Below are 12,618 nucleotides of genomic sequence, written 5' to 3' on the forward strand. Positions count from 1 at the left end.
GCTGCCCCCGGACTGCGGTTTGCCGCGTGCGCAGGGCGCGCACGCGGCATACCGACGGGTTGGGAGGCGGGTCAGGCGTTGACGACCAGCCCCAGCTCGCTCGTGCTGGCCAGCCCGGGGTGCTTGGGCAGGATCCGCACGGTGTAGCCGAACGAACCGGTCCGCGAGAGCGCGAAGTCGCCCGCGAACTGGTGCCGGCCGCCCTCGTAGGACTCCACGAAGTCGAGCGACTTGACCTCGACGTCCTTGAGCTCGTCGCTGTCGCGGGCGGTGCCGTGCACCACCTGGACGTCGACGTCGGCCGGGTCGAGGCCGTCGAGCGAGACGTACGCGCGCACGTGCAGCGTCTCGCCGATCTGCGGGCTGTCGCCGACGCCCGAGGACTCGACGTGGTCCACGCGGACGTTCGGCCACGCGGCCGTGACCTTGGCCTTGTATGCCGACAGCTCGCGGGCACCGACGAAGGTCTCGCCGTTGAGGGCCCAGCCCGCGCGGGCTGCGGGTCCGTAGAGCTGGGTGGTGTAGTCGCGCACCATGCGGCTCGCCAGGACCTTCGGGCCCAGGGTCTGCAGGGTGTGCACCATCATCCCGAGCCAGTTCTGGGGCAGGCCCTCGGCGTCACGGTCGTAGAACCGCGGGGCGACGACGGTCTCGATGAGGTCGTAGAGCGCGGCCGCCTCGATGTCGTCGCGGCGGTGGGCGTCCTCGACGCCGTCGGCGGTCGGGATGGCCCAGCCGTTCTCGCCGTCGTACCACTCGTCCCACCAGCCGTCCAGGATGGAGAGGTTGAGCCCGCCGTTGAGGGCGGCCTTCATGCCCGACGTGCCGCACGCCTCGAACGGGCGCAGCGGGTTGTTCAGCCAGACGTCGCAGCCCGGGTACAGGTACTGCGCCATGGCGATGTCGTAGTTGGGCAGGAAGACGATCCGGTGGCGGATCTCCGGGTCGTCGGCGAAGCGGACCATCTGCTGGATGAGCTGCTTGCCTGTCTCGTCGGCGGGGTGGGACTTGCCGGCGATGACGAGCTGGATCGGGCGCTCCGGGTCGAGCAGGAGGCGCTTGAGCCGCTCGGGGTCGCGCAGCATGAGGGTGAGGCGCTTGTACGTCGGCACGCGCCGGGCGAAGCCGATGGTCAGCACGTCGGGGTCGAGCACGTCGTCGACCCAGCCGAGCTCGGCCGGGCTGGCCCCGCGCTTCTTCCACGACGAGCGGGTGCGCCGACGGGCCTCCTGCACGAGCTGGGCGCGCATCTCGCGCTTGGTCTCCCAGATCGCGTGGCGGGGGACGTCGGAGATGCGGTCCCAGGCGTGGTCGCGCTCGATGTCGGTGGTGCCCAGGTGCTTCGCGGCGAGCTCGTAGACCCTGCGGTCGACCCAGGTGCCGGCGTGGACACCGTTGGTGACGCTCGTGATCGGCACCTCGTCGTCGTCGAAGCCCGGCCACAGGCCGTCGAACATCTCGCGGCTGACGACACCGTGCAGCTGGGAGACGCCGTTGGCGCGCTGGCCGAGGCGCAGGCCCATGACGGCCATGTTGAAGATGCCGGCCTGGCCGCCCGGGTAGTCCTCCGCGCCGAGGGCGAGGAGGCGCTCGATGGGCACACCGGCCACGGCGTTGTCGCCGCCGAAGTGCAGCTCGATGAGGTCGGCGCCGAACCGGTCGATGCCGGCCGGGACGGGGGTGTGCGTGGTGAACACGGTCGCCGCGCGCACGGCCTCGAGCGCCTCGTCGAAGCTGAGGCCGGCCTGCTGGGTCAGCTCGTGGATGCGCTCGACGCCGAGGAAGCCCGCGTGGCCCTCGTTGGTGTGGTAGACGTCCGGCGCCGGGGCCCCGGTGAGGCGCGACCACAGGCGCAGGGCACGCACGCCGCCGATGCCGAGCAGCATCTCCTGCTGCAGGCGCTGCTCGCCGCCACCGCCGTAGAGGCGGTTGGTGATGTCCCGGGCGGCCTCGTCGTTCTCGGGCACGTCGGAGTCGAGGAGCAGCAGCGGCACGCGGCCGACCTGCGCCCGCCACACGTGGGCGTGCAGCTCGCGGCCGCCGGGCAGGTCGAGGGTGATGACGCAGGGGGTGCCGTCGTCCTCGCGCAGCAGGCTGAGCGGCAGGCCGTCGGGGTCGAGGACCGGGTAGGTCTCCTGCTGCCAGCCGTCGCGGTTGAGGCTCTGCTTGAAGTAGCCGGTCTTGTAGAAGAGGCCGACGCCCACGATCGGGACGCCGAGGTCGGAGGCGGTCTTCAGGTGGTCGCCGGCGAGGATGCCGAGGCCGCCGGAGTACTGCGGCAGCACCTCGGTGATGCCGAACTCGGGGCTGAAGTAGCCGATCGACCGGGGGGCGCGGCGGCCCATGTCGTCCGGCTCCTGGCCCTCGGCCCACGCCTGGTACCAGCGGGGCTCGGTGAGGTACTCGTCGAGGTCGGCCTTGGCTGCGGCGACAGCGGCGACGAAGTCGTGGTTGCCGGCGAGGTCGGCGAGCTCCTGGGGGGACAGGGCCGACAGGAGGCGCACCGGGTCATGGCGGACCTTGGTCCACCGGTCGGGGTCGATGCGCTGGAACAGGTCCCGGGTCGGGGGGTGCCACGACCACCGCAGGTTGCTTGCGAGGTCGCCGAGCGCTGCAATGGGCTCGGGCAGGACGGTACGGACGCTGAAGCGTCGGATGGCCTTCACGAGGGGCCATCCTAAGCCCTCGGGGCCCCATCCTTGTTGGTTTCTTGCAGATCTTTCAGGGATTTCAGCGCGACGCCCCTGGCCTGCGCAAAGAGGTCCGCCGGGCGTCGCGAACATGTGCCCAGCGGGCGAACCGAGTAGCGTCGGGCGCGTGACTGCGACCCCCCGAGCAACCACACCGCCCACCCCCGCCGCTCCGTCCGCGGTCGCCCCGGGGACGACCCGGACGGGAGGGTCGAAACCGCCGCGTTCCACCCCTCCCCAGCGACCCGTCGGCCGCATCCCGGTGCAGGACGTCCGCCCGTGCGTGGACAACGGCGCCCGGCCGGCGGCCAGCGTGGTGGGCGAGGAGCTCACGGTCACCGCCACGGTGTTCCGCGAGGGCCACGACGCGGTCAACGCCTCGGTCGTGCTCACCTCCCCCACCGGGACCGAGACGCTGGTGCCGATGACCCTGGTCAACCCGGGCCTCAACGCGTGGGAGGCCGTCATCGCCCCCGACGAGCTGGGGCTGTGGAGCTACCGGGTCGAGGGCTGGTCGGACCCCTACGCGACATGGGACCACGACGCCTCGATCAAGGTCGCCGCCGACATCGACTCCGAGCTCATGCTCGAGGAGGGCGCCCGGGTGCTGGAGCGCGCCCTGGCCGAGGTCGAGCGCCCGGCCGCCGCGCGCACCCTGCTCGAGGACGCCGTGACCGCCCTGCGCGACACCCGACGACCGCCGCAGGCCCGTCTGCACGTCGGCACGGACCCGGCCGTGCGCACCGAGCTGCACGACCGCCCGCTGCGCGACCACGTCAGCCCATCCGCCGACCTGCCGCTCCTCGTCGAGCGCGAGCGCGCCCTCTACGGCGCCTGGTACGAGATCTTCCCGCGCTCGGAGGGAGCGGTGCAGGACCCCGAGACCGCAAAGTGGACGTCCGGCACCCTGCGCACCGCCGCGAAGCGCCTCCCCGCCATCGCCGACATGGGCTTCGACGTCGTCTACCTCACCCCGATCCACCCCATCGGCACGACGGCCCGCAAGGGCCCGAACAACACCCTCGACGCCGGCCCCGACGACCCGGGCAGCCCCTACGCCATCGGCTCCCCCGACGGCGGCCACGACGCCATCCACCCCGACCTCGGCACGTTCGAGGACTTCGACGCGTTCGTCGCCCGCGCCGAGGAGCTCGGGCTCGAGGTGGCCCTCGACATCGCGCTGCAGTGCTCGCCGGACCACCCGTACGTCACCAGCCACCCCGAGTGGTTCACGACGCGGGCCGACGGCACGATCGCGTACGCCGAGAACCCGCCGAAGAAGTACCAGGACATCTACCCGCTCAACTTCGACAACGACCCGGCCGGGGCGTATGCCGAGGTGCGCCGGGTCATCCAGGTTTGGATCGACCACGGGGTCAAGATCTTCCGTGTCGACAACCCCCACACCAAGCCGGTCGAGTTCTGGCAGTGGCTCATCGAGGACGTCGCGCGCGACCACCCGGACGTCATCTGGCTGGCCGAGGCGTTCACCAAGCCGGCGATGATGCACACGCTGGCGAAGGTCGGCTTCCAGCAGTCGTACACGTACTACGCCTGGCGCAACCAGAAGTGGGAGCTCGAGGAGTACGTCCGCGAGCTGGCGGGCGACGCGGCGGCATACATGCGCCCGTCGTTCTGGCCGACCACCCACGACATCCTCACGCCCTACATGCAGTTCGGCGGCCCGGCCGCCTGGAAGCTGCGGGCGGCCCTCGCCGCGACCCTCGTGCCGACCTACGGCATCTACGCCGGGTACGAGCTCATCGAGCACGTGGCGCGCCCGGGCGCGGAGGAGCAGATCGACAACGAGAAGTACCAGTACAAGAACCGCCACTGGGAGGACTACGAGCCCGGCGGCCCCAAGGAGGGGCAGTCGCTGGCCGGCTACCTCACGCGGCTCAACGAGATCCGTCGAGCGCACCCGGCGCTGCACTGGCTGCGGAACATCACCTTCCACCACGTGGACGACGAGAACATCATGGCGTTCTCCAAGCGCCGCGTGCTGCCCGACGGCACCGAGGACGTCGTCGTGGTCGTCGCCAACCTCGACCCGCACAGCACGCGCGAGTCGATGGTCCACCTCGACATGCCGGCGCTCGGGCTCGGCTGGCAGGACACGGTGGCCGCGCACGACCTCGTCACCGACCAGTCCTGGCAGTGGGGCGAGAACGTCTACGTGAGACTGGGTCCGGAGACCGAGCCCGTGCACGTCGTCGAGATCAGGAGGTTCTGATGCAGGGTCTCAACCTCAACCAGCCCGGCCTCAAGCACGACCCCGAGTGGTTCAAGACGGCCGTCTTCTACGAGGTCCTCGTCCGCGGCTTCGGCGACTCCAACGGGTCCGGGGCCGGCGACTTCACCGGGCTCATCAACCGGCTCGACTACCTGCAGTGGCTCGGCGTCGACTGCCTGTGGCTGCCGCCGTTCTACGCCTCGCCGCTGCGCGACGGCGGGTACGACATCGCCGACTACACCGCCGTCCTGCCCGAGTTCGGCACCCTGCCGGACTTCCAGGAGCTGGTGTCGCAGGCGCACGCGCGCGGCATCCGGATCATCACCGACTTCGTCATGAACCACACCAGCGACCAGCACCCGTGGTTCCAGGCCTCGCGCTCGGACCCCGAGGGGCCGTTCGGCGACTTCTACGTGTGGTCCGACACCGACGAGAAGTACGCCGACGCGCGCATCATCTTCATCGACACCGAGGTGTCGAACTGGACCTTCGACCCGGTGCGGCGCCAGTTCTTCTGGCACCGCTTCTTCTCCCACCAGCCGGACCTCAACTTCGAGAACCCCGCCGTCCACGAGGCGATGTTCGACGTCGTCCGGTTCTGGATGGACATGGGCATCGACGGCTTCCGGCTCGACGCGGTCCCCTACCTCTACGAGGAGGAGGGCCACAACGGCGAGAACCACCCCAAGACCCACGAGTTCCTCGCCAAGCTGCGGCGGATGGTCGACGAGGAGTACCCGGGCCGCATCCTGCTGGCGGAGGCGAACCAGCCGCCGGCCGACGTCGTGGACTACTTCGGCACCGAGGAGGCGCCGGAGTGCCAGATGTGCTTCCACTTCCCCGTCATGCCGATGCTCTACTACTCGCTGCGTGAGGAGAAGGCCGCGCCGATCATCGACGTGCTCGCCGACACCCCGCCGATCCCCAAGGGCGCCCAGTGGGGCACCTTCCTGCGCAACCACGACGAGCTCACGCTCGAGATGGTGACGCCGGAGCAGCGCGCCGCGATGTACGGCTGGTACGCCCCCGACCCCCGCATGCGGGCGAACGTCGGCATCCGGCGACGCCTCGCTCCCCTCCTGGACAACAGCCGGGCGGAGATCGAGCTGATCCACGCGCTGCTGCTCTCGCTGCCGGGCTCGCCGTGCCTCTACTACGGCGACGAGATCGGCATGGGCGACAACATCTGGCTCAACGACCGCGACTCGGTCCGCACGCCGATGCAGTGGACGCCCGACCGCAACGCCGGGTTCTCCACCACCGACCCCGGCAAGCTCTACCTGCCGGTCATCTCCTCGCTCGTCTACCACTACAACAACGTCAACGTGGAAGCCCAGATGGCGCACAGCTCCTCGCTGCTGCACTGGGTCAAGGCGATGCTCGAGATCCGCCGCCACCACCCGGTGTTCGGGCGCGGTGACTTCGAGGTCTGCCCCAGCGACAACGAGGGTGTGCTGTCGTTCCTGCGGGTCGAGTGGGCCGGCGAGGGCGACGCGCAGGACACCGAGGCCGTCCTGTGCGTCAACAACCTGACGAGCCGGCCGCAGGCGACCACCATCAAGGTGCCCGAGGAGTTCAAGGGCGCGCAGACGACGGACCTGTTCGGCGGCCTGGGCTTCCCGAAGGTGTCCGACGACGGGACCATCACCCTGACCCTGGGCTCGCGCGACTTCTTCTGGCTCCGACTGGCTCCGGCGGCTGCCCGTGGCTGAGATCCACAACTCGGCCTCCCTGTCGCCGACCAAGCTCGAGCTGCTCGCCGCCTGGATGGGCCGACAGCGCTGGTATGCCGCCAAGGGCAGCACCCCCCGCCTGCGCAAGCTCTGGTCGTGGCGCCTCGACGACCCCGCGGGGCAGGTCGGGATCGAGACCATCCTCGTCGTCGACGAGGCCGGCCCCGCGCCCGTGCTCTACCAGGTGCCCCTCACCTACCGGGCTGCACCGCTCGAGGGTGCGCAGTCGGCCCTGGTGGGCACCAGCGAGCACAGCGTCCTGGGCCGACGCTGGGTCTACGACGGCCCGCACGACCCGGTGTATGCCGCGCAGCTGCTCGAGCTGGCCCTCGGCCGGGCCGTGCCACAGGCCGGCTCGCAGTCCGACACGGTCGAGCCCGACGTGGTGGGTGAGCGCCACCGGTCGTGGACCCGGGAGGTGACCCTGCGCGGCTCACGGGTGCTGTCCGGCGAGCAGTCCAACACGTCGATCGTCTTCGACTGCGTCGACGCCGACGGAGCCCCGAAACCGTTGATCTGCAAGGTCTTCCGGATGCTGCACGACGGTGAGAACCCGGACGTCACCGTCCAGGGCGCACTGTCCGAGGGTGGCTCCACGCGGGTGCCCGGGATGGTCGGCGCCGTGTCCGCCCGCTGGCCCTCACCCGTGGAGGGCGGCCCGTCCGCCGCCGGCCACCTGGCGTTCGCCCAGGAGTTCTTCCCCGGCACCGAGGACGCGTGGCGCGTGGCGCTGCGGGCGATCGGTTCGGGCGAGGACTTCACCGCCCCGGCGCGCGACCTCGGTGCGGCAACGGCGGAGGTGCACGACCTGCTGGCGCGGGTGCTGCCGACCGAGCCCGTGACCGAGGCCGCCATCGCCGAGGTGGTGGCAGGCATGCGTGCGCGCTACATCGCCGCCGCGTCGGAGGTCCCGGCACTGGCCGCGTTCGAGCACCGCATCGCCTCGGTCTTCGACCGGGCCGTCAACGCCCCCTGGCCGCGACTCCAGCGGATCCACGGCGACTACCACCTCGGCCAAGTGCTGCAGGTGGCGGGTCGCGGGTGGGTGCTGCTCGACTTCGAGGGCGAGCCGCTGCGGCCACTGGCCGAGCGCAGCCGCCCCGACCTCGCGATCCGCGACGTGGCCGGCATGCTCCGCTCGTTCGACTACGCCGCCGGGTCGTGGGAGCAGTCCCACCCGGGCAGGAGCGCGCGCGACTGGGCCGCCGCCACCCAGGCATCCTTCCTCGACGGCTATGCCGCGGCGGCCGGGAGCGACCCCCGCGACAACCCCGCGCTGCTCATCGCGTTCCAGCTCGACAAGGCCCTCTACGAGGTGGTGTACGAGGCACGAAACCGCCCACCGTGGCTGACCATCCCCACCGCCGCAGTGGCCCGACTGCTCGACGACGCACGAAGGGACCTGGCATGAGCCCCAAGTTCGGCAAGAACAAGAAGGACCCGAAGGACCCCCAGGGCGACAGCACACCTGCTGCCCACCCGCTGGACACCTCCCAGACGCCGGCCGCTCCGGCTACGCATCCGGACCCCGAAGCCCCCGAGCCGGCGCAGGTCACCGAGCCCCCGGTGAGCCGCGAGCCCGAGCCGGCGCAGGTCACCGAGCCCCCGGTGAGCCGCGAGCCCGAGCCGGTCCCCGTGCCCGCCACGCCGCAGGAGGCGATCCGCGCCTTCATCGACGGGCGGCACCAGCAGCCGCACGACCTGCTCGGGCACCACCTGGAGCCCGAGGGCCTCGTGGTGCGCGCCTTCCGGCCGTTCGCGGCCTCCGTCGTCGTCCGCTTCGCCGACGGCGAGCACGTGGTCATGGAGCACGAGTCCGACGGCGTGTGGCGGGGCCTGCGGCCGGGGGCCACCCAGACGCAGGACTACCGCCTGCTCGTCACCTACGGCGACGGGATCGAGCACGTCCAGGACGACCCCTACCGGTTCGCGCCGACGCTGGGCGACCTCGACCGCTACCTCATCGGCGAGGGACGGCACGAGCAGCTCTGGACCGTCCTCGGCGCCCACGTGCGCGAGTACGGCGGCCCGATGGGCACGGTGGTCGGCACCTCGTTCGCCGTGTGGGCCCCGCGCGCCCAGGCCGTGCACGTCGTCGGCGACTTCAACGGCTGGGACAACCGCACCCACCCGATGCGCCTGCTCGGCGAGTCCGGCGTGTGGGAGCTCTTCGTCCCCGGCGTCGGCGACGGGGCCCTCTACAAGTTCATGGTCCGCGGGGCCGACGGCCGGGTCCGCGAGAAGGCCGACCCCATGGCGCGCTCGACCGAGCTGCCGCCGGGACGGGCGTCGCGGGTCGAGCACTCGCGCTACGACTGGCAGGACGAGGCCTGGCTTCGCCACCGCACCGAGAACGACCCGCACACCGGGCCCATGAGCGTCTACGAGGTGCACCTGGGCTCGTGGCGCAAGGGGCAGTCCTACCGCGACCTCGCCGAGCACCTCGTCAACTACACCCGCGACCTCGGCTTCACCCACGTCGAGTTCATGCCCGTCATGGAGCACCCGTACCCGCCGTCGTGGGGCTACCACGTCACGAGCTACTACGCGCCCAGCGCCCGCTTCGGGACGCCGGACGACTTCCGGTACCTCGTCGACCGGCTGCACCAGGCCGGCATCGGCGTCATCCTCGACTGGGTGCCCGGCCACTTCGCCACCGACCCGTGGGCCCTGGCGCAGTTCGACGGGCTCCCGCTGTACGAGCACCCCGACCCCCGCAAGGGCTGGCACCCCGAGTGGGGCTCGTACATCTTCGACTTCGGGCGCCAGCAGGTGCGCAACTTCCTCGTGGCGAATGCCGTGTACTGGCTCGAGGAGTTCCACGTCGACGGCCTGCGCGTCGACGGTGTCGCGTCGATGCTCTACCTCGACTACGCCCGCCGCGACGGCGAGTGGATCCCCAACGTCCACGGCGGCCGCGAGAACCTCGAGGCGGTGGGCCTGCTCCAGGAGGCCAACGCCACGGCATACAAGCGCGTCCCCGGCATCGTCACGATCGCCGAGGAGTCCACCTCCTGGCCGGGCGTCACCAAGCCGACCGACGCGGGCGGCCTGGGCTTCGGGCTGAAGTGGAACATGGGCTGGATGAACGACTCCTTGCGCTACCTGAAGGAGGACCCGGTCCACCGGCAGTACCACCACAACCTGCTGACGTTCTCGCTCATGTACGCGTACAGCGAGAACTACCTGCTGCCGATCAGCCACGACGAGGTCGTGCACGGCAAGGGCTCCCTGCTGCGCAAGGCACCGGGCAGCCGCTACGACCAGCTGGCCACGGTGCGCGCCTACCTCGCGTACATCTGGAGCCACCCGGGCAAGCAGCTCATCTTCATGGGCAGCGAGTTCGCCCAGGAGGCCGAGTGGGCCGACGGCCGTGAGCTCGACTGGTGGCTGCTCGACCACGCCGCCCACTACCGGGTGCACAACCTGGTCAAGGAGCTCAACCGGGTCTACAAGGACAGCAAGGCCCTGTGGGCGCTGGACTCGGACTCGGCCGGGTTCGAGTGGCTCAACGCCAACGACAACGCGGGCAACACCTACTCCTACCTGCGGTTCGGGACCCCCGACCGGCAGGGGGACGTGCTCGCGGTGGCCGTGAACTTCGGCGGCATCTCCCGTGACCCGCTGCGCCTGGGCGTGCCCCGCGCGGGGCGCTGGCGGGTGGTCCTCGACACGAGCGGGTTCGACGAGTTCGGCACGGCCAGCCAGGCCGGGGTCGAGCTGCAGGCCCAGGAGGTACCCGCCGACGGCCAGCCGTACTCCGTCGAGGTGACGGTGGCCAAGCTGTCCGCCGTCTACCTGGCGCCGGTCGAGGAGGCCGCCTCCGAGCAGCCGACCGTGACGGCCGGTCACACCGCACCCGTCGGACCGACCGCGTAGTCCCTGACACCGAGGAGCAGCCATGAGCGACCCGCGCGCCGGCCAGCCGGCCCAGCCGTCCGACCTCGTCGACGTCCCGCACCTCGTCACCGCGTACTACACGCTGCAGCCGGACCCGCAGGACGTCGACCAGCAGGTGGCGTTCGGGACCTCAGGGCACCGCGGCTCGAGCCTGAGGACGGCGTTCAACGAGGCGCACATCCTGGCCACCACGCAGGCGATCTGCGACTACCGGGCAGCACAGGGCTACGACGGGCCGCTGTTCATGGGGCGGGACACGCACGGGCTGTCCGAGCCCGCGTGGGCCTCGGCCCTCGAGGTGCTCGCCGCCAACGACGTGACCGTGCTCGTCGACGACCGCGACGGCTACACGCCCACCCCGGCGGTCTCGCACGCGATCATCCGCGCCAACCAGGGCCGAACGAGCGGCAGCGGCCTCGCCGACGGCATCGTCGTCACGCCGTCGCACAACCCGCCGACCGACGGTGGGTTCAAGTACAACCCGCCGCACGGCGGACCCGCCGACTCCGACGCCACGAAGGTCATCGCGGCACGCGCGAACGAGCTGATCGCCGGTGGCCTCGCGGAGGTCAAGCGCGTGCCCTTCACCCGCGCGCGCGCCGCTGCGGGCGCCTACGACTTCCTGGGCACCTATGTCGACGACCTGCCGAGCGTCGTCGACGTGGGCAGGATCCGCGAGGCGGGCATCCGCATCGGGGCGGACCCGCTGGGCGGGGCCTCCGTGGCGTACTGGGGCGAGATCGCCGACCGGCACGGGATCGACCTGACCGTGGTGAACCCGCTCGTCGACCCGACCTGGCGCTTCATGACGCTGGACTGGGACGGCAAGATCCGGATGGACTGCTCCTCCCCCTCCGCGATGGCCTCGCTCATCGCGCGCAAGGACGAGTACGACCTCGCGACGGGCAACGACGCCGACGCCGACCGGCACGGGATCGTCACCCCGGACGCCGGGCTGATGAACCCGAACCACTTCCTCGCCGTGGCGATCCAGTACCTCTTCGGCGGGGCCCGCCCGGACTGGCCGAGCGGTGCCGCGATCGGCAAGACGCTGGTCTCGAGCTCGATGATCGACCGGGTGGCCGCCGACGTGGGCGGCCGGCTCGTCGAGGTGCCCGTCGGGTTCAAGTGGTTCGTCCCGGGGCTCATCGACGGCAGCTTCGGCTTCGGCGGTGAGGAGTCGGCCGGGGCCTCGTTCCTGCGCCGCGACGGCAGGGCGTGGACGACCGACAAGGACGGCATCCTGCTCGCGCTGCTCGCGTCCGAGGTGCTCGCGGCCACGGGGAGGACGCCCAGCGAGCACTACCGCGAGCTGGTCGCGCGGCACGGCGACCCGGCATACGCCCGCATCGACGCCCCGGCGAACCGCGAGCAGAAGGCCAAGCTCGCCGCGCTCTCCCCCGGCGATGTCTCCGCGGACCGCCTCGCGGGCGAGCCGATCACGGCCAAGCTGACCGAGGCGCCCGGCAACGGGGCCGCGATCGGCGGCCTCAAGGTGGTGACGGAGAGCGCCTGGTTCGCCGCCCGCCCGTCCGGCACCGAGGACGTCTACAAGATCTATGCCGAGTCGTTCCGCGGTCCCGAGCACCTGGCACAGGTGCAGGCCGAGGCGCGCGAGGTGGTCGGAGCCGCGCTCGGGGGCTGAGGCGCCCCACTCGGGGGACGGCCCTCGGCACGCGCCCATCCCCACTTGTTGCCAGCAGGTGGTCACGGGACGTCCCCAGAGCGGCTTCCGTGACCACGTGGTGGCAACAAGTGGGGTGGTAGATCGCCGGGGCCGGGTAGATTCGGAGGGATCCTCCGGAATTAAACGGAGGGTTGCTCCGTTGTACTGGACATGACGACGCGCCAGAGCTCCCGACCCGTGACCCGCCCCTCCTCCTTCCCGCGCTCCGGTGACCATGGCCCCAACCTCGCAACGCTCGACCAGCTGCGAGGGCTGCGACGCCCCCGGCTGATGACGCCGGAGGCGCGGCGCCACCAGGTGCCGCAGGAGTGCAGCGCCTGCTGATCCCCGGCTCCGCGACCACAGCGCGCGACGACGGCCCGGACACCCCATCGG

At 71.3% G+C, this 12,618-nt stretch carries 6 protein-coding genes; 5 read left to right on the forward strand and 1 reads right to left on the reverse strand.

Annotation, left to right across the window (positions count from 1 at the left end; genetic code table 11):
• Nucleotides 1–71: 71 nt before the first annotated feature.
• Entirely contained in the window at nt 72–2,666 is a 2,595-nt protein-coding gene (gene glgP, locus ACFUC1_RS18285; RefSeq protein WP_379122353.1) for an alpha-glucan family phosphorylase, read from the reverse strand.
• Between the two features lie 115 nt (nt 2,667–2,781).
• On the opposite strand from glgP, the gene ACFUC1_RS18290 reads away from it, so the two are divergent.
• The 5 genes from ACFUC1_RS18290 to pgm are packed head-to-tail and all read left to right on the forward strand — an operon-like array spanning nt 2,782 to nt 12,201.
• Nucleotides 2,782–4,923, forward strand: coding sequence for an alpha-1,4-glucan--maltose-1-phosphate maltosyltransferase (locus ACFUC1_RS18290; RefSeq protein WP_379122355.1), 2,142 nt, complete (start codon nt 2,782–2,784; stop codon nt 4,921–4,923).
• Nucleotides 4,923–6,635 (forward strand): maltose alpha-D-glucosyltransferase, encoded by a 1,713-nt coding sequence (treS, locus tag ACFUC1_RS18295; RefSeq protein WP_379122357.1) that lies wholly within the window; start codon nt 4,923–4,925, stop codon nt 6,633–6,635. Before ACFUC1_RS18290 ends, treS begins: the two co-directional genes overlap by 1 nt.
• Nucleotides 6,628–8,067, forward strand: a complete 1,440-nt coding sequence (locus ACFUC1_RS18300; RefSeq protein WP_379122359.1) for an aminoglycoside phosphotransferase — start codon at nt 6,628–6,630, stop codon at nt 8,065–8,067. The genes treS and ACFUC1_RS18300 overlap by 8 nt, the downstream gene beginning before the upstream one ends.
• Nucleotides 8,064–10,535: a 1,4-alpha-glucan branching protein GlgB gene (glgB, locus tag ACFUC1_RS18305; RefSeq protein ID WP_379122361.1), complete on the forward strand. Its 2,472-nt coding sequence runs from the start codon at nt 8,064–8,066 to the stop codon at nt 10,533–10,535. Before ACFUC1_RS18300 ends, glgB begins: the two co-directional genes overlap by 4 nt.
• Nucleotides 10,536–10,557: 22 nt before the next feature.
• Complete coding sequence (pgm, locus tag ACFUC1_RS18310; RefSeq protein WP_379122362.1) at nt 10,558–12,201, forward strand: phosphoglucomutase (alpha-D-glucose-1,6-bisphosphate-dependent); 1,644 nt, start codon at nt 10,558–10,560, stop codon at nt 12,199–12,201.
• Nucleotides 12,202–12,618: the final 417 nt, after the last annotated feature.

The organism is Pedococcus sp. NPDC057267 (assembly GCF_042668795.1).
Taxonomy (GTDB): Bacteria; Actinomycetota; Actinomycetes; order Actinomycetales; family Dermatophilaceae; genus Pedococcus.

Coding starts and splice junctions, on each gene's coding strand:
- treS (WP_379122357.1), top strand. CDS start 4,923: ATGCAGGGTCTCAACCTCAACCAGCCCGGCCTCAAGCACGACCCCGAG.
- pgm (WP_379122362.1), top strand. CDS start 10,558: ATGAGCGACCCGCGCGCCGGCCAGCCGGCCCAGCCGTCCGACCTCGTC.
- glgB (WP_379122361.1), top strand. CDS start 8,064: ATGAGCCCCAAGTTCGGCAAGAACAAGAAGGACCCGAAGGACCCCCAG.
- ACFUC1_RS18290 (WP_379122355.1), top strand. CDS start 2,782: ATGTGCCCAGCGGGCGAACCGAGTAGCGTCGGGCGCGTGACTGCGACC.